We start from the raw sequence: 21,113 nt of genomic DNA on the forward strand, positions 1-21,113 counted from the left end.
CGGAGATGGATCTTTCGAGCTCTGAACTGAACGCGCTTCGCAAGGTGTACAGCCGGATGGGCGACGCGGCATGGGAGCCGCAGGACGCGCGCAGCCCACTGATTGAAAAGGCGATAAAGTCCGGATTTATGGCTCGCTCGGATGGCCGCTGCGGCTTCGAGCGCCTTCGCGACAGCCACGTGCGATTCACCATGGCCGGCCGGATGGCACTCCAAGCGGTCGCCGAACTGGGCGTGGCGGTATCGCCATGATCCAGCGCATCACCTTCGAGGATCGCGGCCAGGACTTTCTCTGGTGGGAAATCGACATGGAGACGGGTCGCGTCGTCGGCTGCGGCCCGTTCCAGGCAGGGATCTGGGCGGCCGGGAACGTCTCAGTCGACCCCGCCAGTATCTCAGTGGGTGGCCGACTGCGCTACTTCGCCCCGCCGCTGCCGAAGACTGGCGGCGTGCTCCGTTACGCCGTGACCGCTATCGATGAGGCGGAATCGGGGGGGGGTGTTTCCCTGCCTGATCCCGTGACCCTTCAGGCGCTATGCGACGAGTTCAACCTCCGCTTTCCTGCCGGAACTCGCATTCTCATCCGCACGGTCGCAGGCCAGCCCGAAACAGTGGTGCGGACAGTGTCGAGCTATGGCGCGTCTATTCTGGGCGGCCACTCGCCCGTCGTATACGTCGTCGGCGCAGGGGGCTGCTGGCACCTCGACCACGTCATCGGGAGGGCTGCATGAGCGCTCATCCCTTCGGCGGGCGCCCGCCTGAACCTGCCAACACCACCAGCCTGTTCCTCTGGGGTCTGCTGCTCGGCCTGGTGCTGGGCTTTGTCGCGACGGCGGCGCTGATCTGATGCGCCACGCCCGCCCCCACATGATGCCGTACTTCGGTCCCCGCCGCTCGATCGGGGCGCAGTTGCTCCGCCGCATCGACCGGCTCGAGGGCGAAGTGATGCGCCTGCGGGCGGCGCTGGCCAACCCTGCCGAACCGGCGATGACAGAGCAAGCCTCTGAAGATCGCGGGGTCCGGCCGAGCAAGAAAGCTACCCGCAGCGCCTCTGCCAAGCGGCCGGGCTGGACGTCGGCCAAGCTCGCCGAGGCGCGCAAGCGTTTCGGGCAGGCAATGATCGGGGTCCCGGCCGAGCTCAACGTACCCGCCAATGAGCTTCTGACCTACGCCATCAACGGCAGTGTGCCGCCGATCGGCCGCGATGCCGGATTCGCAGATACGGCGCTGCCTGCCCCAGTTACGGCACCGGTCGCTCTGCCCGCGCCCGAGCTGGTCGAGGCGGCTTATGTCGATGTCGACATCGACGAGTTACGGGAGCCCGTCATCGACCTGCCAGCGATGGCGCTAAAGGGCGGGAGAGCGCCTACTGAAGTCCCCCAGGAGGACGCTCAACCCCAGCCCTCCGGGGCCGGCAAGCCCGGCGACGGAGGGCAAAAGCAGGGCATTGCGCTGCCGGTCGGCAGGGTCGGCACAGGCCGTCCCAGGGACCAGAAGCGTGGCGAACAGATCCGGACACTGGCTGCCCAAGGTCGGCACGTGGGCGAGATCGCCCACGAAGCGGGAGTCACCAACGAGACCATCCAGAAGCTGGCGAGGAAGTACGACATCTCGGTGCTACCCATGCCGCGCGGCTGGAAACCCGGCGACGCACCGGCGCCAAAGCCTGAGCCTTCCGATCTGACAGACCCCGGCACGGCCAAAGCCGCCGATGAGCCGGTCTGGACCGAAGAGCGCATCGAGCAGCTGCGCGAGATGGCTCGAGACGGCCGCTCGAGTACGGAGATGGCGGAGGCGTTCGGCGTCACCCGCAACAGTGTCCTCGGCAAGTGCAATAGGCTCAAGATCCGTCTGCATCCCAAGCAGTCGACGGCACATCGCAGCCCTACGGCGAAGGCCGAGCCGGTGCCGGCTGAGCTGTCTGCGCCCATTCCCCCAGCCGTCAAGGTGCCGGCTCCGGTTGCCGCCGCGCGCGCCAATGTGCCGGCCCCGCGACGCAAGGTTGTCGCCGCTCCGGTGAAAAAGCAGTGGGTGCGCCTGCGCCACCCGGACGGCCGCTGGCTGCGCATGGATGGCATGGACTGGGTGACCGACAAGGCCGGCTCGTATTTTGCGCCGGAGGCGAAGCTGGAAGCGGCGCTCAAGGCCTTCCCGTTGGCCGCCGAATGCAAGCCGGTCTTCGAGCCGGCCTGGTCGCCTCGGGACGAGAGCTTCGCGAGGATCTTTAAATGAGCAGTCTCTCGCCCATCAGCGATCGCGTCCTGGCGGCCGGCGGCCACCATGCCCGCGCCGAGCTGCTGCTGCGCCTCTCCGATGCCGTAGTGCTCGAATGCGCCCGTGAGATCGCTGCCGCCTGCACCGCCTCAGGCTTCGACTTAGGCGCCAGCTATCTCGACACTCGGCTGGCCGCGCTCTGCGCCACGCGTGCCCCGTCCGGCCATCTGCCGGACGCCGAACAGGCTCGGCTCGAACAGCTGCGCCTCGCGCTCTTCCAGCAGTCCAGGAGGGACAGATGAGTGAGCTTCTCGCCCAGTATCCGAGCAAGACGGCGGCCGTCGTTGCGCTCCGCACCTCGGGGCTCGGCAATGCCGAGACCGCAGCGCGCCTGGGCATCACGCCCTCGGCCGCGTCGCTCTACTACCACAAGGCCCGCAAGCGCGGTTATCGGCGTATCCGCCCGGGAGCCGACGCGGTGCATGTCCTGATCCCCAGGGCGACGATCGCCGACCTCGTGCCCGCCGCGCGTGCACGCAAGATGGCGCCCCACGACATTATTCGACTGCTCATCGTGACGGCTCTCGAGAGCGAGCTGGTCGACGCAATTCTTGATGATGGAGCCCAATCATGACCGCACTCAAAGCTATCCATGCGCTCGCCCGCCAGCTCGGCATGGACGAGGAAACCCGTCGCGCCTTCTCGGAGCGGGAGGTGGGCCAGCGATCGCTGCGCGCCATGTCACCCAGCCAGCAACACCAGCTCGTCGTTGCCATGAAGCGGGCGGCGGGACAGGACAACAGCCGCACCACCGCGCTTGCCGGCCCGTACGCCAAGAAGCTGCAGGCGCTCTGGATCGCCGGGTGGAACCTCGGCATCGTCCAGAACCGTGAGGACAAGGCGCTGCTGGCCTTCGTGAAGCGCCAGAGCGGGGTCGATCACACCCGGTTTTTGTTGGAGGCCGACAAGGCCGAGGCTGCCATCGGCGCGCTCGAGGCATGGATCGCGCGGGAGGCCGGCGTCGTCTGGCGCAAGGGCAAGGGCCGCGACGTGCAGGACTGCGTGATCGAGGCGCAGGTGCGCATCCTTGGGCTCAAAACCGCTGATCCGGACCCGAGCAATGTCTGCCTCCAGGCCTATGACGCCTGGCGCGCCGGGTCGCTGGATCGGGCCAGCAAGCAGCGGGCGATGAACCTGCTCGGGCAGAACATCAGGGCCGCGCGATGAGCGGGCTATCTGCCGAGCTGACGGACAGGGCCGAAGAACTGGCGACCGACCTGATCGCTGTGGTCAATGGCGAGCCGCAGGACGCGGTCATCGTCGCGGTCGTGGCACTCATTGGTGGCCTGGCGGTGTCGATCGCGAGCGACCGGCCCAGCGCGGAGGACCTGGTAAAGGCCCTGATGAAGGACTGCCTCGAGGACATCGGCGATCACTACGCCGTCGAGGCAGACCTTCAGGCCTGCCAGATGAACTGAACCATGAAGCGGGCGCGGTGGGTTGGCGAGAGCGAGTTGACCCGGATGCGCCAGGAGCGGGCGCAGCTGGTCTCGCGCATCGCCGGAATGCCGCCCCGCTCGATCCGCCGCATGGTCCAGGAGCTGCGCCTGGCTGACCTGACCCGCCGTCTCCTCGAGCAGGAGGCGGTCCGCCCGATCGAGCCCGATGAGGGCGAGGAGCTGAAATGGTTTCAAAGGTGAAGAAGCGGTCTCGGGTGCGCGGCCCCCGTAAGCTTCCGGTAGAGGCTCCGACCGTCAGGGAGCTTGCCGCCAAGCTCGACGAGCACTTCGGAAAGCGCATGGCCGAGGGTTACGAGCTCGCCAAGGCATCCGGCTTCTGGCTGGTACCGAACGGCACCATTACCGCGCGTCTCGTTTACCGAAAGGGGCATCGGGCGGACGAAGAGGGCCTGACCGAAATGACCTACACCATCAGGGGCATCCCGGCGCCCAAATGAGCGATCGTCCGCCCCCGCTGCCTCCCGTCCTCGCCGAGATTGCCGCCGTTGCCGGCGTCGACGCGGCCTGGGCGCTGGCGCGCGCAAAGGGCGGCACCACGGTCTTCCTGCCGCGCCGGGCCGGCCACCGACACTGGCTAACCGAGATCGTCGGCCAGGAGGCCGCCGACAAGATCTGCCGTCATTATCGCACTAATCACCAGAGCCGGTTGACGATTCCGCTTGCCGCGGCGGCTATGAAGTCCGAACGATGGACCGAGGCGCTGAGGAGCGACATGTCCCTGACGGAGACGGCCAGGGCGATGGGTGTGCATGAGCGCACGGTGACCAACTGGCGCCGCCGGGCCCGCGGCAAGAACGGCGGCCAGGGCACCTTGTTTTAGCGTCTGCCCCCGAAATCTTTCGGGGGTTATCGGGATCGCGAGGGGAGCCACAGTCGAGCCTATCTCTTCGACTTTGGCAAGGCCCATGACCCCCACCGAGACTTTCACCCGTAAAGCGCCCGGGATTTGCGACCGGCTTCTCGGCGATTTCCCGATACGGCCGGACGATGCCTTTGCCATCGTCGGCAATGCCGGTCACGAGTCGCTGGGCTTCACCGCGCTCCAGGAGATCACCCCGGTGGTCAAGGGCAGCCGGGGCGGCTGGGGCTGGATGCAGTGGACTGGGCCGCGCCGGCGCGAATTCGAGGCCTATTGCAAGCGCAACAAGCTCGACCCGTCGTCAGACCAGGCAAACTATTCCTGGCTGTTCATCGAGCTCAACTCCACCGAGAAGCGGGCGATCGGCGCGACTGTCGCTGCCAGCGGGCTCGAGGAGAAGGTGGTCGCCTTCGAGAAGAGCTTTCTGCGCGCCGGCATCAAGCACTATCCCAGCCGGCAGAACTGGGCCCGCATCGCAGAAAAGGCCGCTGTCCGCCTGCGCCCGGAGCCGGTGCCGCCCGAAACGAAAGTCGCCATCCTCGAGGACGAGGCCAAGGCCGCCAACGATCGGGCCATTCGCAACGGGACGGGGGCCGTCTCGGGCGCCGGTGGCGAGGTGATCCTGGTCTCCAACGCGGAGCGCGTCGCGGACCTTGTGACGCTTGGCCTGGGCGCTGCGTTTTTCGTGCTGATGGTCTTCCTTGGCTGGAAGGCTTTCGGCCATTGGCGGAAATCTCGCGATCTCAAGAAGGCTGCCATTCTGATCGGAGACGCCTCATGAGCGGGCTGGAAAAGGTTCTGTTCGAGCTCGGCGCGCCGATGCTCGCCAAGCTCATCGGCCAGCGCTTCGGCGCCGGTGCGCAAGACATCGCGCAGCTGGCGCTCGACGTGCTCGCCGAACAATTCGGGGTGGCGCCAACGCGCGAGGCCGTCGAAGCGGCAATCAAGCCCAACCAGACGACCAGCGTAGCCAAGGTGCGCGCGGCCGAAGAACGGATGCCGGAGCTGCTGCTGGCCGAAGCCGAGAAGATGCGCGCCGGCAACGAGCAGCATAGGCTCACCAACGAGCTGCTGCTTGCCACGCAGAACGAGAAGCCAGCCTGGACCTGGGCGTGGCTCTATGTCTGGCAATGGGTGCTGATGGGCATCTGGGGCTGGGCGCTGCTTGGCGTGCACGTGGCCAATGCGGCGCTGCGCGTCTTTGTCGGAACGTCTGCCGAGGCGCTACTGCCGGCGCCGGACCTCGCGACCCTCATGACGCTGACGGGCCTCTACATGGGTCTGCACATGGGCGGGCACACGGTCCTCGAGCTGATGCGCGGCAAGTGGGGCGGCGTTTTTCCGGCTAAGGACGGAGGCGCGAACTGATGGAGTTCCTGCGCGAATGGGTGGGGCTGGGCATCGCGCTGCTCTCGCTCTCTGGCACGGTCTGGGCGCTGTTGCAGAGCCCGGCAAAGAAGAATGCCGAAGACCTGGCCGAGCTGCGCAAGGCGGCCGGGACCGACTTCAAGCGGCTCGACGAGCGCCAGGACGAGCTCGAGCGCCGTACGGCCAAGATGGAGGGCGACTGGAAGCACCTGCCCGACAAGGAGAGCGTGCACCGGCTGGAGCTCGCCATCTCCGACATGAACGGCACGATCAAGTCGATGGCCGCCTCATCGGAGGCCACCGAAAGGACCGCCCGCAGGGTGGAAGAATTTCTGATCACGCAAAAACATGATCTCGGACAGGGCAGGAAGTGACCAGCTACGCCGAATTCGTCGACCACGACGTGCGCCTCATCATCCTCAAGGCGTTGGCAGACGAGACCAATCGCTCGCTCAACGACTCGCTGCTGCAGGCGGTGCTCGAAACGTTCGGGCATTCCAAGACGCGCGACTATGTCCGCAACCAGATCACCTGGCTGGAGGCCGAAGTCGGAGCGGTCAAGACCCGGCCGGCCGGCTCGACGATCATCGCCACGCTCACTCAGGATGGCCTCGACCATGTCGAACATCGGCGGGTGCTGCAGGGGGTCAAGCGCCCCTCCCTGCGCTAGGAGACAGTGATGTCGATACGCCAGGGCCGCGGCCGGGTGTCCGCGATCGAGCAGCTGCCACCCGAAGCGGACCCCATCATTGCCTGGGCCGCCGACGAGCTGCGCGATCGCAACAAGACCCAGCTTGAGATCTACCAGGAGTTCTTCGACAAGCTGCAGCGGCTCCAGGCCGAGCATCGTGGCGAGCTCGACTTCGCGATCCCCTCAAAATCGGCCTTCAACCGCTATTCAATCCGCCTTGCGACGATGACGCGGCGTCTAGAGGAAGTGCGAGAGATCGCCGGATCGATTGCCCGGCGTTTCGATGCTGGCGCCAGCGATGATCTCACCATCATGGCGGCCGAGGCCATCAAGACGCTGGTCTGGGAGGTTCTGTCGGCCGCAGGCGAAGCCAGCATCGATCCCAAGGGAGCCGCCGCGCTCGCCAACGCGCTGCGCCATGCCGTTGCGGCCCAGGGCCTGTCGACGGCGCGCCGGCAGAAGGTCGAGGCCGACTTCGCGGCCAAGGCGGCCGATGCGGTCTCCAAGGTGGCAAAGGTCAAGGGCCTCACCACCGAAACCGAACAGGCGATCCTTTCGCAGATCCTCGGGGTTGAGCGATGAGCCGATGCGCCTGCTGCCATCACCCGATCCGCATCGCGGCGCTCAAGACACGCGCCGGGCTCTTCGTGCCACCTGAAGGAATGTGCCGGCAGTGCCTGCGGCTTGTTGGGCGCCATTATCGCGGAGAGCTACGGCGGTCCCGTGCCGCCCTCCGGCGCAATGCCGACATCGCCGAGATCGTCGCCCTGGCCCGCGCCTGGGAGCTGGTACTCGCCGAAGCGGTCTCGCGGCGTGGCGTCCGGCGGGCGGCATGAGCGCGCCGTTTTCCAAAGAGCAATGGGCCGAGATCCGTCGCGCCTCGATGACCCATGTCGAGGGCGGCGGGCTGGTGACGGTCGACCGCCTGCCCAAGGTGCTGCTCACCTACCAGGCCGAGGCCGTCAGGGAGCTGATGGCCGGGGTCTCGGTGCTGGTCGTCGAGAAGTCGCGCCGCATCGGACTGACCTGGGGGCTCGCGGCCTATGCTGCCCTGCGCGCTGCCAAGCAGAAGTCAGCTGGCGGCATGGACGTCATGTATATTTCCTATTCGCAGGAGATGACGCGCGAGTTCATCGACGCCTGCGCCATGTGGCTCAAGGCCTTCAATCTTGCCGCCCTGGAAGCCGAAGAGTTCCTCTTCGAGGAGACCGATCCGGAAGGAACGCGCTCCATCAAGGCCTTCCGCATCCAGCTGGCCTCTGGCTTCGAGATCCTGGCGCTGTCCTCGGCGCCGCGCGGCCTGCGCGGCAAGCAGGGTGTCGTCATCATCGACGAGGCCGCCTTCGTCGACAATCTCAAGGAGCTGCTCAAGGCCGCTCTCGCCTTCCTCATGTGGGGTGGCCAGGTCGTCGTCTGCTCGACCCATGACGGGGCCGAGAACCCGTTCAACGAGCTCGTCCAGGACGTCCTCGGGAAACGACTGCCCTATCGGCACATGCGCATCGATCTCGATGAGGCGCTGCAGCAGGGACTTTACGAGCGCATCTGCCTCGTGCGCGGCAAGCCATGGTCGCCGGAGGCAGAGGCGGAATGGCGCCAGGACATCATCAGCTTTTATGGCGACGGCGCCGATGAAGAGCTGTTCTGCGTCCCGAGCCAGGGCTCTGGCGCCTGGCTTTCAACGCCGTTGATCGAAGCGCGCATGACGCTCACGCCCGAGCAGGCGCCTGTGCTGCGCCTCGAGCTGCCCGGTAACTATCTGCACCTGCCCGAGCTCGAGCGGCGCAGCCTCATCCGGCCCTTCATGGATGAGCTGGCGGAGGCGCTGCAGCGGCTCGATCCGGACGAGATGCACGCCTTCGGCTTCGACTTTGCGCGCGTCGCTGACCTTTCGGTGGGCTCGCTCCTGGCGATCGAGAAGGCGCTGCGCCGGCGCGAGGCCTTGAGCTTCGAGCTGCGCAACGTGCCGGGCGATGAGCAGAAGGCGATCACCCGCGAAGTGTTGTCCGCCGCGCCCCGCCTGGTCGGCGCAGCCTTCGACGCCACCGGCATGGGTTGGACCGTTGCGGAGGACATGGGGCGCCATTTCGGGCTCTGGGACGCCACCCACAATGAGGCCGGCGTCGTCCGGGCGATCAAGTTCAGCCAGGACTGGTACCGGCTGGAGATGCCGCCGCTCAAGACCAAGTTCGAGGACGCGGCGATCGCGCTTGGCAAGGATGCCGACCACCTCTCCGATCTGCGCCTGGTCAAAGTCATCCGGGGTATCCCCAGGGTGCCCGACGTCCGGGAGGGCGAGCAGGGCAAGAAGCGCCACGGCGACTATGCGATCGCCCTCGCGCTTGCCGACTATGCCAGCCGTCAGGCTTGGACCGAATATGCCTACCAGCCGGTCGGAGACCCGCGCGCCCGTCATGGGTCCGCGCTCAAGATGACGGCCGAGGAAGAACTCGAAGATCTCGAACGCAATTGGTGGGAGAGCCCGCTTGGCGCATCCCTGAGAGGGAGCATCTGATGGCTGACGTCTACAAGGGCCTGGTCGATGCGCGCGGCCGGCCGATCGAGAAGCGCGCCCTGCTCGAGGAGACCGCTGCGGCGTCGATATCGGGCGTCCGCTCGCCCATCACCGGTTACCCGGGCGACGGGCTCAATCCCCAGCGCGTTGCTGCGATCCTGCGCGAGGCCGACACCGGCAACCCGATCCGGTTCCTCGAGCTGGCCGAAACGGTCGAGGAGCGCGACCCGCACATCGTTGGCGTGCTGGGCACCCGCAAGCGCTCGGTGAGCCAGCTCGAGATCACCGTCGAGGACGCATCTTCAGACCCGGCCCACAAGATGCACGCGGAGCTCGTGCGCGAATGGCTGAAGCGCGATGAGCTGGCCTCCGAGCTCTTCGACCTGCTCGATGCCATCCACAAGGGCTACAGCTTCACCGAGATCATCTGGGACACCAGCGAGGGCCAGTGGGTTCCGGGGCGCCTTGAATGGCGCGACCCGCGCTGGTTCGACTTCGCGCTCGAGGATCTGCGCACGCCGCAGATGATGACAGAAGGCGGCCAGCGCCTGCCCCTGCCGGGCGGCAAGTTCATCTATGCGCCCATGGCGGCCAAGTCCGGCATTCCGACCCGCTCGGGGCTGGCCAGGGTTTTGTCCTGGGTGTGGATGTTCAAGGCCTTTTCAAACCGCGACTGGGCGATCTTCTCCCAGACTTATGGCCAGCCGATCCGCGTCGGCCGCTACGGCCAGGGCGCCAGCGCGACCGACAAGAGCGCTCTCTTTCGTGCCGTCGCCAACGTCGCCGGCGACATGGCGGCCATCATCCCGGAATCGATGAAGATCGAATTCGTCGAGACGGGCAATGTCTCGGCCAGCTCCGACCTCTACGAGAAGCGCGTCGTCCACCTCAACCTCGAGGCTTCCAAGGCGGTGCTCGGGCAGACGACGACCACGGACGCGGTCTCGGGGGGGCATGCGGTCTCGCAGGAGCATCGCCTCGTCCAGGAGGACATCGAGCGCTCCGACTGCCGGCAGCTTGCGGCCCACCTCAATCGCGACCTGGTCAAGGTGTGGATTGACCTGGAGTTCGGTCCCCAGGCTGCCTATCCGCGCCTTCGCATCGGCCGGCCCGAGCAGAAAGACGTCGATTCCATCGTCCGCAATGTCAGGGCCATGAAGCTGCCGGTAAAAAAAGCCGACATGTATGGGCTGCTGGGCGTGGCCCAGCCCGAGGCCGGCGACGAAGTCATTACCTGGGAGAGCGCCCAGCCGGACCCGCATGATGATACCAGCTCGCCTGACAGCCCAGACCCCAACGACCAGGACGGCAGACGGAGAGCGCCTGGTCCGCCAACTCTGCCGCCCGGGAACGCCCGCCAGCAGCCTCGTCCCGACCGGCCGCTGAGTGAGACACTGCATTCCGAGCTCCCGCCCTATGAGGCCGATGCCCGCCGCGCCCTGGAGCGCATCGATGCGATCGTGAAAGATGCGGACGCCGCCGGCGCCGACGCGCTGGAGTGGATGCTGGGCTTCGTCGGCGAGATCATGGCCGACCCCGAGCTGCGTGACCTTGAGGATCTGCGGAGCCGTCTCATCGCGCTTGCGCCCGATATCTCGTCGCGCTCGCTGTCCATGGCCCTGAGGCAAGCCATGACACTCGCTCAGCTCTCCGGCCGCTCAGATCTGATCGATGGTTTTGGGTCCTGAGCCGGTTGCCGGCACTGTCCGGTTTGCCGAAGCCATCGAGTTCCTGCGCCGGCGTCTTTCGATCACCTCGGATGAGTGGCGGGCGATCTGGGGCGGCTCGGGCATCGCCGCCAAGGCCGCCACCGACAAGATGGCCGAAGCGGTCATGCGCGACCTCCTGGCCGCAGTCCTCCAGATCATCGAGAGCGGCGGCACGCTCGAGGATTTCCGGCGCGAGTATCGCCGCATCCTGTCGGAAGCCGGATGGTCGACGCCTGGCGACCCGGGCTGGCACAGTCAGCTGGTCTTCCGCCTGCACACCCAGAGCGCCTATTCGGCGGGCCGTTGGGAGCAGGCGCAGCGCCTGCAGGCAGCGGCACCCAACTGGCAGCTCTATGGGCGCTATGTCACCGCCGAAGACAACCGGGTCCGGGAGACGCACCGGCAATGGCACGGTATCGTCCTGCCGATCGACCACCCCTTCTGGCGCACCCACTGGCCGCTCAACGGCTTCAACTGCCGCTGCCATGTCATGCTGGTGCGCGACATCGATCTCAGGCGCTACGGCTGGACGGTCACGCCCAACGACGACCCCCGCCTCCTCATTCCGCCCGATGCGGGCTGGAGTGGCAATGTCGGGATCACCGGGCTCAACCTGATGGAGCGCGCATGATCGCACAGATGCGTCAGGAGCGGGCTGATAGTGTTTGCGGGGGCAAGTGCCCGACCGGGCCGCCTTGGGGCTGCTGCCCCCTTTAAACCCCGTTTAACACCGATGGCTGAGGAGGTGGGCCGAGCCCCGTGACGCTCGGCCCAGAGGCCTCATTCCCCCCGAAAGCTTTCGGGGGTTATTCGCGTTGGGCGATCGGGGATGTTGTCGCCCATGACGACACGCCCCGCAAGCCCCGAACTTATGCTTTCCCTCCATGCCGCCCAGCCGGGCACGAGCCTGGCACTGTGCGCCGCGCTCGACATGGTGGCCGGCGATGCGCCGGACTGGGTGCACCTGCTTCCGGCCGGCGATATCCGCACCGGTGACGGCCGCGGGCCTTATCGCGTCGCCGATGCCGGGGCGGTCATTGCAGCATCGCTGACCGCCGGCGATCGCCTCGTCATCGACGAAAATCACTCCACCGATCTTGCCGCGCCCCAGGGCCTGCCTGCTCCCGCCATGGGCTGGGTCACCAGCCTGCAGGCGCGGGCCGACGGCATCTGGGGCCAGGTCGAATGGACCGATGCCGGCCGGGTGCTTGTCGCCGGCCGCGCCTATCGCGGCATCTCGCCAGCTGTCGAGCACGATCGCACCGGCCGCGTGATCGCCATCCGCCGCGCCAGCCTCGTCAACCGACCAAACATCAAGGGGCTGACCGCCCTGCATCAGGAGACCAGCATGGATCTGCTTGCGCGCCTTCGCGCCGCCCTCGAGCTCGCCGACACGACCTCCGAGGACGCCATCGTCACGGCCGTCATCAGCCTCCATCAGGGGCAGCAGGTGGCGCTGCATGCGCAGCTTTCGCCGATTGCCCAGGCGGCGGGGCTGCCGGCGGGCCAGCACACCGTCGAGACGATCATCGGCGCGGTGCAGCGCCTGTCCGCTGGGTCTGACAGTGAGACGATCACGGCTCTGCAGTCCGAGCTGCGCGATGTCGCGACCCAGCTCCAGCAGCTGCAGGGCAACACCGCGCGCGAAAAGGCCGAGGCCTATGTGGACGCCGCGATCCTCGCCCGTCGTGTCGGGATCAAGCCGATGCGCGAGCGCTACATCACCATGCACATGGCCGACCCCAAGGGCACCGAGGAGCTGATCGGCGCCATGCCGACGCTCGGGCCCTCCGACACCGTAACCACGCCGCCTCCGCGTGACGGCGAAATCTCGCTCAACGCCTCCCAGCTCACGGCCGCGCGCCTTCTGGGCGTCGACCCCAAAGCCTATGCCGAGACCCTCCGCAAGGAGCGGGAAGCGGCTGAAGCGCACCTTTAACCGCAACACCAGGAGCCCGCCGCAATGGCCGCCCTATCTGCTGACCGCAACACGCCCCGCGCCGAGGGCGATATCCGCCAGGGCGGACTTGCCGCCACCGTCCTCGTTTATGCCGGCGCCATCGTCATGCGCAACGCCTCCGGCTTCCTCACCAAGGGTCAGGCCGCGACCGGCCTTGTCGGGGTTGGCCGGGCCGAAGAGCGCAAGACCGGCGGCGCAAGCGCTGGTGACGAGCCGTTGAAGTACCGGCCGGGCACCTACCGTTTCGGAAACTCGGCCTCGAGCGACGCGATCACCATCGCCGAGATCGGCGACGTCTGCTTCGTGGTCGACGACCAGACCGTCGCCAAGACGGATGGCGGCGGCACCCGCTCCGCCGCCGGCTTCATCGACAGCGTCGATGCGCAGGGCGTCTGGGTCCGCTTTGACGAGGCCATGCTCGTCTCCCATCTCGCCGGCCTCGCCAGCCCGGCCTAATCCAGGACATCATCGATGCTCGTCAACGCCGCCAATCTCGATTCACTCCGCGCCGGGTTCAAGACCACGTTCCAGAACGGGCTGGGCATGGCCTCGACCATGTACACCCGCATCGCCACGCCGGTGCCGGCGTCAACCAAGACCGCCAAATATGGCTGGCTGGGCAAGATGCCCTCCGTCCGCGAGTGGATCGGGGCGCGCGCCGTCCAGAACCTCGCCCAGCACGACTACTCGATCACCGAGAAGCCGTGGGAGCTGACCATTGGTGTCGATCGCGACGACATCGAGACCGACAATCTCGGCATCTACACCCCCATGTTCCAGGAGATGGGCCAGTCGACGGGCGCCAAGTGGGATGAGCTCTGCTTCGCCCTGCTCAAGGCTGGCTTCGCGACAAACTGCTATGACGGCCAGTATTATTTCGACACCGACCATCCCGTGCTCGATGCCTCCGGCGCTGTCACCACGGTCGCCAACACGGACGGCGGCTCGGGCACGTCCTGGTTCCTCATGGACGCCAGCCGTGCGCTGAAGCCGATCATCCTGCAGAAGCGCAAGGATTTCGAGTTCGTCGCCAAGGATCGGATCACCGACGACACGGTGTTCTCGAACCGCGAGTTCCAGTACGGCGCCGACGCTCGGGCCAATGTCGGCTTCGGCTTCTGGCAGTTCTGCTGGGGCTCCAAGCAGACCCTTAACGCCACCAACTATGCCACGGCGCGCGCCGCGCTCAGCGGCATGAAGGGCGATTATGGCCGGCCGCTGGGCCTGATGCCCAACCTCCTTGTCGTACCGCCCGCACTCGAAAGCGCCGGGCGCAAGCTGCTCAACTCCGAGCTCGGCTCGGGTGGCGAGACCAACGAATGGAAGGGCACCGCCGAGCTGCTCGTCGTGCCCTGGCTCGCCTGATCCATCTATGGACCGATCCGTCGCCCTCAAGGGCGGCGGGTTTCCGGGAAGCGGCCGGCCAATCACGGTCTCCGGCCGCTTCCTCGAGACCCGAAAGGACCCCGATGCTTCGTCGTATTCTGTCCATCGCAGTCATCGCCTCTCTCGCCTTCATCACGCCGGCGGCTATCGCGGCGCCGAGCCCGTCAGCCGAGCGGCTCGACGATCTCTCGACATTCGTTGCCCAGGTCGATCCGGTGGATCAGTGCCTGCGCGCGATCGACCCGATGACCCCGGTGCTGTTCGAAAACCCCGGCGCCGTCGCCTGCCATCCTCAGCGCCTCGCCGAGACTGGGCACTGCTTTATCGCCGTGCCCGTCCAGGCCATCGCCCACGCCGTGGTGCAGCTTCACGCCCGCTGCGCCGAACCCCCTCCGCGCGGGCCCGACTAACCCGCCTTTGCCTTTCACCTGACTTGCCCGCTGGCCTTGGTGCCAGCGGGTCTTCCGAGAGGGCTCATCGCCGAGCCCTGCCGCAAGACCCGGAGACCCTGATGGACAAGCTTACCGACATCGACGGCATTGGCCCCGTGGCCGAGAGGGCGCTCGCCGCGATCGGCATCACGACCTTCGCCCAGCTCGCTGCCCTTGAGCCGCAGGCGCTGATGGAAAAGATCGATGCCGCCGGCGGCCTGCGGGGCAGCCCCGACTACCATCACTGGGTGATGTCGGCCCGGGCGCGTGTGGCCACGCCTGGCCCCTTCGATACTCCGGCCCAAGCCCCGGCTGCGCCGGTCCCGGACAATCACGCCCAAGCCCAGCCCGAACACGGCCAGATCGCAGCAGCGGAAACCGAGCCGCTCAAGCCGTTCGTGATGGAAACTGCACTCAATCCCGTCGCTGGCAGCCTGCCGCATGCCGACGAAATCGACCTGCTGCGCCAGGCGCTCGAGGAGGAACTGGATGACGCGCGCGAGGCCATCGCGAGCGGCGCCAATGCCGCTTCGATCCGCGATGACCTGATCGCGCAGCGCGTGACGCTCCAGGCGGCGTTGGCCTTCATGCAGGAAGCAGATCAGCGCTATGGCGAAGCTATCGCCTCCATCGACCTCGGCCTAGGGATCGGGGTGCCTGACAATGCTGTGCAAGGGTCCGGCGAGCTTCTCCTCGTAACGGTAACTGGTCCGGCCGCAGGTCGGTGGCGCGCGGGTCTTCAATTCGGCGCCGATCCCCGCAAGGTTCGCGTTACCGCCGAGCAGCTCCTCACGCTCAGGTCCGACGCAGCCCTCACCGTCTCCTGAGCCGGGACGATGGCCTATTGCACACTCCAGCAGCTGATCGATCGCTACGGTCAGGGCATGCTGATCCAGCTGTCCGACCGTGGCGACACCGCGCCCGAAGAGCCCGATAGCGACCTGTTCGCGCGCGCGATCGCCGACGCAGCCGCGCTGATCGACGGCTATTTGTTCGGCCGGTACCAGCTGCCCCTTGCCGAGGTGCCGGCTCTCCTCGCCGACGTCGCCCTGCGGGTGACCATCTATTTCGCGCATGGGAGCGTGGCGCCCGAGAAGATCCGCAAGGATTACGACGATGCCCTGAAGCTCCTGCGCGAGATCTCGTCTGGCACCGTCAAGCTCAACGTCGCCGGCATCGAGCCCGCTTCATCGCCAGGCGAAGGCCTGCTGGTCAACGAGCCGCATCGGCCGATGACGTCGGACACCATGAAGGGCTACATCTGATGGCCCGGATCGAGATCACCGTCCCCGCCGCCGACGCCGCGAGCGCGGCACTGCGCCGGGCCGCTGCACGGCTCGAGGATGCCCGCCCGCTTTACGACGAGATCGGCCGCAGCCTGACCGTATCGACCCAGCAGCGCTTCGCAACCGAACGCGCGCCTGACGGCAGCCCGTGGCCGAGCTCCATCCGCGCCCTGGTCTCGGGCGGCAAGACCCTCACCGACAGCGCGCGCCTGCGCAACTCGATCACCTGGGAGCCGGCGTCGGATCGCGTCGCCGTCGGCACCAATGTGATCTATGCGGCCGTCCACCAGTTCGGCGCCGTCATTCGACCGGTGCGAGCGGCTGCTCTGCGCTTCCGGATTCCCGGCATCGGCTGGGTCACGCGCAAGTCGGTGACCATCCCGCGCCGCGCCTTCCTCGGGCTCGACCAGGATGACCAGACCATGATCGCGCAGATCGCCGTGCAGTTCGTGCTGACATCGCTCCAGGAGACCGCTGGTGTTTGAACAGCTCAAGGCCCTCGTTGAGACGGTGGACGGGCTGGAGGGTCGCGTTTCCGATGCGCTCGTCCTCGCCGAGCTCGTGCGCCAGGGCGCCCTGCCACAGGGCCCGCAGCACGCATTCATCGTGCCCCTCGGACTTGTGCCGACCAGCTCCGGCGACGCCGGCGCCGGCGTCTTTACCCAGATGCTCGACGAGCAGGTGGCCGTGCTCCTCGTGGTGCGTTCGGCCGGCGACGTCACCGGCGCCAAGGCGCGCCCACGCCTCGACGGTCTCGTCGAAGCCGTGCTGGCCGCCGTCAATGGCGCCGACCCCGGCCCGGACTATCCCGGCGTCTTCCGTCTCGTGCGCGGCCAGATCGTCTCGGCCGAGGCCGGCCTTGCCATCTACCAGCTCGACTTTGCCCTGCAGCGCCAGTTCCGGAGATCCTGATGGCCAGAAAGCCCCAACCCGCTCCCAAGCGCGCCGCTCGCCCGTCGCGTCCGCCGCCGCCCCCCGAGGGGGGCAGCTGGATCTATGACCCGGCCACCGGCACCCACACCCGGGCCGACGCGCCTCCCCCGAAGCCTGCGGACAAGGAGTAAGCCATGCCCATCTTCTGGAAGTCGAAGATCCTGCTCGCCAAGATCGAAGGCACCTACGGGACCGATTCCGCGCCGACTGGCGGCGATAACGCCATCCTCGCGATCAACGTCCAGCTGACCCCGATGGAGGGCCAGGACGTTTCGCGCGAGCTCGAGCTGCCCTATCTTGCGGCGCACGCCACCATCCCGGCCGGGCTCTTCACCCGCCTGCAGTTTCGCGTCGAGCTTGTGCCCTCGGGCGATGCTGGCGTGGCGCCGGCATGGGGCCCGATCCTCAGGGCCTGTGGCGTGGCCCAGACGGTCGTCGCCGACACGTCCGTCACCTATGCGCCCATCACCACGGGGCACGAGTCGGTGACCATCCACTTCTGGATCGGCGGCACCCGCTTCGTGATGAAGGGCAGCCGAGGAACTGCCGTGATCTCCGGAGAAGCCCAGGGCGTGCCCGTCGTTGACGTCACCCTGACCGGGCTGTTCAGCCAGCCCAGCGAAGTCTCGCGGCCGTCGCCCGATTTCGACGCCTTCCTCAAGCCCGACCTTGTGACCGACATCAACACCCCGACCTTCACGATCGACGGGGTGAGCCTCGTGATGCGGCGCTTCTCGCTCGACCTGCGCAACGACGTGCAGACCCGATTCCTCGTGGGTTCGGAAAGCATCATCATCCCTGACCGCAACGAGCTCTTTTCCACTCAGGTCGAGGCCGTCCCGCTCTCGACCTGGAACCCGTTCGCCAAGGCTGCTGACCAGGAGCGCGTGCCGATCGTCGTGGCACATGGCACGGTGGCCGGCCGCATCGTCACCCTCGAGATCGACGAGGCGCAGGTGCAGCGGCCGGCAGGGCTCGCCAACGAGCAGAATGTGGCTGAGTGGCCGCTGACCTTCGTGCCGTTGCCCGCAAGTGGCAACGACCAGTGGGCGCTCACCCTCACCTGATACCCGCACGCGCCCGCCGACAGGCACGAACAAGAGGGGCGGCTGCAGCGGCGGGGCGGCTCTCCAACCAAGCGAACAAAAGGGCTTTAAATCATGTTCAACGTGGCGGCGATTGCGCACTTTTACGAGACGGTCGCCATTGGCGACCAGAGCTGCGACGTCACCTTCCTGGCGCTGCCTGACGGCGAGGTCGCCGAGTTCGACCTCTCCACGGCCGCTGGCAGCAAGGACTTCCTGCGCAAGGTCGTCATCGGCTTCTACGACGTGAAGAACGACGGTGAGCCCATCAGCTTCGAGGACGCCCGCGAGCTGCTGCTCGATCGCTCCTGGTGCCGGCTGGCACTGGCCGAGGCCTATTTCCGGGCACTGCCCAAGGCCGCGCGGGGAAACTGATCTGGGCCGGCCGTGCCTGGGCGACGGGTGGCCTGTTTGTCGATGATGCCCAGAGCGAGCCGGAGGCTGTCGCCGACGCACGTCGCTTTGGCGCCTCGGAGGCGCAGCTTGCAGCCCTCACGCGCAAGCTGACCGGTCGCGAGGCCGAGGACGGGCTCTGGCCGCAGCATGTGCATGCGGCAACCGCCTTCTGCGTCATCGCCGATCAGTGGCGGATCGGGGTGGAGGTCCGGGGTGGCCAGTCCCGCACGGTGTGGCACAGCCTCGACTATGGCGGGGCGAAAGCTCTGCTCGATGGGATGGAGTTCGAGATGAGCGCGAGCGACTGGTCGGCCATGGCGACGATTGCCATGGGCGCGCGCAATGCGCTCAACGGGGGCAGGCCATGACGCTCAATGTCGCGCTCGTCCTTTCAGGCGATGCCTCCGGCGCCAAGCGCGCACTCGGCGAGGCCGCCAATGATGTCCGGCGCTTCAAGCAGGAGGCCGCCAGCGCCGGCGGCGCGCTGGACACCATTTCGCCTGCGGCCGATCGCGCGGCCCAATCGGTACGCAACACCGGGCTGGAAACCGGCAACCTCGCCGCTCAGCTGAACGACATCGGTGTCCAGCTCGCCGGCGGCACCTCGCCGTTCCTGGTGGCAATCCAGCAAGGCACCCAGATCAACCAGGTGCTCGGCAATCGCGGCGTGGCCGGCGCTGTTGGAGCCGTTGGCGCCGCCTTTACGTCCCTGATCAATCCTGTTTCGCTGGCCACGATTGCGATCATCGGCCTCGGCGGGTTGGCGATCCAGTGGCTAGGAGGACTGATCCCGCAGGCCGAGAGCGCCAATGAGGTGCTGGGCCGGCAATCTGCGGCCCTCGAGGACTTGTTGCAGGGCTACGACGCTGCGGGCAAAGCCGCTGATGACTTCTTTTCGGCAGCTGGGAGACTGCCGCGCGATTCAGTCATCGTCGACCTGTCAGCCAATCTCGACGAGCTCGGGAAAAAAGCGGACGCGTTTCGGGAAAAGGCGGCTCTCGAGGGGCCCGTGCTGGCCGGCATGGTAGCACCGGTCGACCGGCAGGTCGGGCAGCTTCTGGTCGCCTTCAATCAGGGCGTGATCGGAGCGGATGAGCTTTACACGGGGCTGGTGCGGCTCAACCGCAGCGATCTTGGGATCTTAGGCTGGGCGATCCGGTCGCAACTGATCGAGCCGCTTCAGGATGGCGCCCGCCAGGTCGCTATGTTCGAGCAGGGCCTCGTCGGCCTTTCCCATGCTCTTGCCGCACTTGGCCAAGACACCGACCTCCAGTTTCGCCTCGATGCCGGCGTCGAGAAGTTTACGGCCGCGCGTGATCGGCTCGTCTCCCTCACCCCGGACGTGCGGTCTGCGGGTGAGCGGATCCAGGCAGCCTTCGACGAGGCTATTGGGACGGGCGTCGCCACCGGCCCAGCCGTTGAGGAATTGGAGCGGCTTCGGGATGCGGCACTGGCGGCTCAGGCGGCCCAGGAGCGCCTGGCGGAGCAACGCCGATCAGCTGCTCAGGCACAATCCGCCGCCGAGGGCTTCCGGCGCCAGCTCGAAACGACCCGGGAGCAGACCGACCTCATCCGCATGCAGACAGACGCGCTCGGGCTGTCGACATACGAGACCGAACGGGCCCGCGTCGAATTCGAACTGCTGACCGCAGCAAAGCGCGCCGGCATCGCGGTCGACCAAGAACTAGCCGGCACGATCGCCGGGATCGCCGATGCCCAGGCGCTGGCTGCCCAGGGCTTTGAATTCGCCACCGAAGCTCAGCGCCGCGCCACCGAAGACCTCGACAGCTATCGCAGCGCCTTTTCGGGCTTTCTGTCGGACCTGGTCGGCGGCACCGCCCGGGGCGAGAATGCCTGGGAGGCGCTTGCCAACGCGGCCAACAACGCGCTCGACAGGATCACCGACCGCATCCTCGGCGTCGCCGCCGATGGCATCTTCGACGCGCTCCTGGGGCTCGTTGCCGGCAGCCTGACCGGTGGCGCCACCGGTGGCACCATGGGCAAGGGTCTTTGGGGCTCGGCCATCTTCGCGAACGCCAAGGGCGGCGTCTATGCCGGCGCCGGCATCTCGGCCTACTCCGGCCAGATCGTCGATCGGCCAACCCTTTTCCCGTTCGCCCGGGGCGCCGGTCTTATGGGCGAGGCCGGCCCTGAGGCCATCCTGCCGCTTCAGCGCGGTCCGGACGGCGCGCTGGGGGTGCGCGTGGCGGGCGCCGGCCAGGCAGGTACCGGCTTCACCTTCAACCAAACCATCGAGAACCGCTCGAGCGAGCCCGTGCGCACCGAGCAGACCAGCGGGGATGACGGACAGGTCTATCAGCGCGTCATCATCGGCACCGTGCAGCAGGGCATCGCCAAGGATGAGTTCCGGGCCAACGGGCTCCGCCGCCCGGTGAAATCCCGATGAGCGCGCCCGTCGCCTGGCATGCGAGCCTGCCGGCGCGCCCCAATGGGCGCGGCTACGGTACCGATCGCGGTCTCAACGCCCATCTCTTCGAACCCGATTCCGGCTTTACCCGCGCCCGCCGTAAGGCCGAAAGCCAGCCGAATGCCCGTCGCTGGGCCTTCGACATGAGCCGAGCCCAGTACGAGATCTGGGAGACCTTCTGGCAGGACGATCTCGGTGGCGGCATCCGCCCGATCACCTTCACGGACCCGGTGACCGCCAATAGCTTTTCCGCCCAGGTCATTGGCGCGCCGGTCGAGGAGCGGCTCGCGCCCGAGCTCTGGCGGGTCCAGCTCACTCTGCGGGAGCTTTGAG

32 protein-coding genes are annotated in these 21,113 nt (G+C 67.1%); all 32 read left to right on the forward strand.

Translation table 11 applies throughout. The annotated features are described in order from the left end of the window. Positions 1–5 precede the first annotated feature (5 nt). Positions 6–251, forward strand: a complete 246-nt coding sequence (locus BT183_RS15535; RefSeq protein ID WP_072345214.1) for a hypothetical protein — start codon at positions 6–8, stop codon at positions 249–251. Further along, positions 248–730 (forward strand): hypothetical protein, encoded by a 483-nt coding sequence (locus BT183_RS20290; protein WP_084603603.1) that lies wholly within the window; start codon positions 248–250, stop codon positions 728–730. Before BT183_RS15535 ends, BT183_RS20290 begins: the two co-directional genes overlap by 4 nt. A gap of 115 nt (positions 731–845) precedes the next feature. Further along, positions 846–2,231 (forward strand): GcrA family cell cycle regulator, encoded by a 1,386-nt coding sequence (locus BT183_RS15545; protein ID WP_072345216.1) that lies wholly within the window; start codon positions 846–848, stop codon positions 2,229–2,231. Continuing rightward, entirely contained in the window at positions 2,228–2,515 is a 288-nt protein-coding gene (locus BT183_RS15550; protein WP_072345218.1) for a hypothetical protein, read from the forward strand. The genes BT183_RS15545 and BT183_RS15550 overlap by 4 nt, the downstream gene beginning before the upstream one ends. Then, positions 2,512–2,847, forward strand: coding sequence for a sigma factor-like helix-turn-helix DNA-binding protein (locus BT183_RS15555; protein WP_072345220.1), 336 nt, complete (start codon positions 2,512–2,514; stop codon positions 2,845–2,847). Before BT183_RS15550 ends, BT183_RS15555 begins: the two co-directional genes overlap by 4 nt. Further along, positions 2,844–3,440 carry a regulatory protein GemA gene (locus tag BT183_RS15560; RefSeq protein WP_072345222.1) on the forward strand — a complete coding sequence of 199 codons (597 nt, stop codon included), beginning with the start codon at positions 2,844–2,846 and terminating at the stop codon, positions 3,438–3,440. The genes BT183_RS15555 and BT183_RS15560 overlap by 4 nt, the downstream gene beginning before the upstream one ends. After that, the gene (locus BT183_RS15565; RefSeq protein ID WP_072345224.1) at positions 3,437–3,691 is read left to right on the forward strand and encodes a hypothetical protein; all 255 of its coding nucleotides are present in this window, start codon (positions 3,437–3,439) and stop codon (positions 3,689–3,691) included. Before BT183_RS15560 ends, BT183_RS15565 begins: the two co-directional genes overlap by 4 nt. A 3-nt stretch (positions 3,692–3,694) precedes the next feature. After that, positions 3,695–3,913 carry a hypothetical protein gene (locus tag BT183_RS15570; RefSeq protein WP_072345226.1) on the forward strand — a complete coding sequence of 73 codons (219 nt, stop codon included), beginning with the start codon at positions 3,695–3,697 and terminating at the stop codon, positions 3,911–3,913. After that, positions 3,898–4,170, forward strand: a complete 273-nt coding sequence (locus BT183_RS15575) for a hypothetical protein (RefSeq protein WP_143145846.1) — start codon at positions 3,898–3,900, stop codon at positions 4,168–4,170. The genes BT183_RS15570 and BT183_RS15575 overlap by 16 nt, the downstream gene beginning before the upstream one ends. After that, on the forward strand, positions 4,167–4,553 hold the full coding sequence (locus tag BT183_RS15580) for a helix-turn-helix domain-containing protein (protein ID WP_072345230.1): 387 nt from the start codon (positions 4,167–4,169) through the stop codon (positions 4,551–4,553). The genes BT183_RS15575 and BT183_RS15580 overlap by 4 nt, the downstream gene beginning before the upstream one ends. An 85-nt stretch (positions 4,554–4,638) precedes the next feature. Then, entirely contained in the window at positions 4,639–5,373 is a 735-nt protein-coding gene (locus BT183_RS15585) for a phage tail tip lysozyme (protein ID WP_072345232.1), read from the forward strand. Next, on the forward strand, positions 5,370–5,960 hold the full coding sequence (locus BT183_RS15590) for a hypothetical protein (protein WP_072345234.1): 591 nt from the start codon (positions 5,370–5,372) through the stop codon (positions 5,958–5,960). Before BT183_RS15585 ends, BT183_RS15590 begins: the two co-directional genes overlap by 4 nt. Beyond that, positions 5,960–6,334 (forward strand): DUF2730 family protein, encoded by a 375-nt coding sequence (locus BT183_RS15595; RefSeq protein ID WP_072345236.1) that lies wholly within the window; start codon positions 5,960–5,962, stop codon positions 6,332–6,334. Before BT183_RS15590 ends, BT183_RS15595 begins: the two co-directional genes overlap by 1 nt. Beyond that, the gene (locus BT183_RS15600; protein ID WP_072345238.1) at positions 6,331–6,630 is read left to right on the forward strand and encodes a VpaChn25_0724 family phage protein; all 300 of its coding nucleotides are present in this window, start codon (positions 6,331–6,333) and stop codon (positions 6,628–6,630) included. Before BT183_RS15595 ends, BT183_RS15600 begins: the two co-directional genes overlap by 4 nt. A gap of 9 nt (positions 6,631–6,639) precedes the next feature. Beyond that, positions 6,640–7,233 carry a DUF3486 family protein gene (locus BT183_RS15605; RefSeq protein WP_072345240.1) on the forward strand — a complete coding sequence of 198 codons (594 nt, stop codon included), beginning with the start codon at positions 6,640–6,642 and terminating at the stop codon, positions 7,231–7,233. Next, on the forward strand, positions 7,230–7,487 hold the full coding sequence (locus tag BT183_RS20540; protein WP_143145847.1) for a hypothetical protein: 258 nt from the start codon (positions 7,230–7,232) through the stop codon (positions 7,485–7,487). Before BT183_RS15605 ends, BT183_RS20540 begins: the two co-directional genes overlap by 4 nt. After that, on the forward strand, positions 7,484–9,166 hold the full coding sequence (locus tag BT183_RS15610) for a terminase large subunit domain-containing protein (protein ID WP_072345242.1): 1,683 nt from the start codon (positions 7,484–7,486) through the stop codon (positions 9,164–9,166). Before BT183_RS20540 ends, BT183_RS15610 begins: the two co-directional genes overlap by 4 nt. Next, entirely contained in the window at positions 9,166–10,854 is a 1,689-nt protein-coding gene (locus BT183_RS15615) for a DUF935 domain-containing protein (RefSeq protein ID WP_072345244.1), read from the forward strand. The genes BT183_RS15610 and BT183_RS15615 overlap by 1 nt, the downstream gene beginning before the upstream one ends. Further along, positions 10,838–11,506 (forward strand): phage head morphogenesis protein, encoded by a 669-nt coding sequence (locus BT183_RS15620; protein ID WP_072345246.1) that lies wholly within the window; start codon positions 10,838–10,840, stop codon positions 11,504–11,506. Before BT183_RS15615 ends, BT183_RS15620 begins: the two co-directional genes overlap by 17 nt. A 210-nt stretch (positions 11,507–11,716) precedes the next feature. Continuing rightward, the gene (locus tag BT183_RS15625) at positions 11,717–12,814 is read left to right on the forward strand and encodes a phage protease (protein ID WP_084603668.1); all 1,098 of its coding nucleotides are present in this window, start codon (positions 11,717–11,719) and stop codon (positions 12,812–12,814) included. 24 nt (positions 12,815–12,838) lie between these two features. After that, complete coding sequence (locus BT183_RS15630; RefSeq protein ID WP_072345250.1) at positions 12,839–13,291, forward strand: hypothetical protein; 453 nt, start codon at positions 12,839–12,841, stop codon at positions 13,289–13,291. Between the two features lie 15 nt (positions 13,292–13,306). Next, positions 13,307–14,200, forward strand: a complete 894-nt coding sequence (locus BT183_RS15635) for a Mu-like prophage major head subunit gpT family protein (protein ID WP_072345252.1) — start codon at positions 13,307–13,309, stop codon at positions 14,198–14,200. Between the two features lie 104 nt (positions 14,201–14,304). Next, the gene (locus BT183_RS15640; protein WP_072345254.1) at positions 14,305–14,631 is read left to right on the forward strand and encodes a hypothetical protein; all 327 of its coding nucleotides are present in this window, start codon (positions 14,305–14,307) and stop codon (positions 14,629–14,631) included. Positions 14,632–14,732: 101 nt separating this feature from the next. Beyond that, positions 14,733–15,479, forward strand: a complete 747-nt coding sequence (locus tag BT183_RS15645; RefSeq protein ID WP_072345256.1) for a helix-hairpin-helix domain-containing protein — start codon at positions 14,733–14,735, stop codon at positions 15,477–15,479. Positions 15,480–15,488: 9 nt separating this feature from the next. After that, complete coding sequence (locus tag BT183_RS15650) at positions 15,489–15,917, forward strand: gp436 family protein (RefSeq protein WP_072345258.1); 429 nt, start codon at positions 15,489–15,491, stop codon at positions 15,915–15,917. Next, a complete protein-coding gene (locus tag BT183_RS15655; protein WP_072345260.1) occupies positions 15,917–16,423 on the forward strand; it encodes a phage virion morphogenesis protein in 507 nt (168 codons plus the stop codon). Before BT183_RS15650 ends, BT183_RS15655 begins: the two co-directional genes overlap by 1 nt. Then, positions 16,416–16,850 (forward strand): phage tail terminator protein, encoded by a 435-nt coding sequence (locus tag BT183_RS15660; RefSeq protein WP_084603604.1) that lies wholly within the window; start codon positions 16,416–16,418, stop codon positions 16,848–16,850. The genes BT183_RS15655 and BT183_RS15660 overlap by 8 nt, the downstream gene beginning before the upstream one ends. Positions 16,851–17,005: 155 nt before the next feature. Continuing rightward, a complete protein-coding gene (locus tag BT183_RS15665; RefSeq protein WP_072345264.1) occupies positions 17,006–17,938 on the forward strand; it encodes a hypothetical protein in 933 nt (310 codons plus the stop codon). Positions 17,939–18,031: 93 nt separating this feature from the next. Further along, positions 18,032–18,331: a hypothetical protein gene (locus BT183_RS15670; protein WP_072345266.1), complete on the forward strand. Its 300-nt coding sequence runs from the start codon at positions 18,032–18,034 to the stop codon at positions 18,329–18,331. Continuing rightward, a complete protein-coding gene (locus BT183_RS20295; protein ID WP_177282587.1) occupies positions 18,268–18,720 on the forward strand; it encodes a DUF1799 domain-containing protein in 453 nt (150 codons plus the stop codon). The genes BT183_RS15670 and BT183_RS20295 overlap by 64 nt, the downstream gene beginning before the upstream one ends. Next, positions 18,717–20,759, forward strand: coding sequence for a phage tail length tape measure family protein (locus BT183_RS15680; RefSeq protein ID WP_072345268.1), 2,043 nt, complete (start codon positions 18,717–18,719; stop codon positions 20,757–20,759). Before BT183_RS20295 ends, BT183_RS15680 begins: the two co-directional genes overlap by 4 nt. Beyond that, a complete protein-coding gene (locus BT183_RS15685) occupies positions 20,756–21,112 on the forward strand; it encodes a hypothetical protein (protein ID WP_072345270.1) in 357 nt (118 codons plus the stop codon). Before BT183_RS15680 ends, BT183_RS15685 begins: the two co-directional genes overlap by 4 nt. Position 21,113 lies beyond the last annotated feature (1 nt).

Origin of the sequence: Devosia enhydra (genome assembly GCF_900119845.1) — a bacterium.
Lineage (GTDB): Bacteria > Pseudomonadota > Alphaproteobacteria > Rhizobiales > Devosiaceae > FPKU01.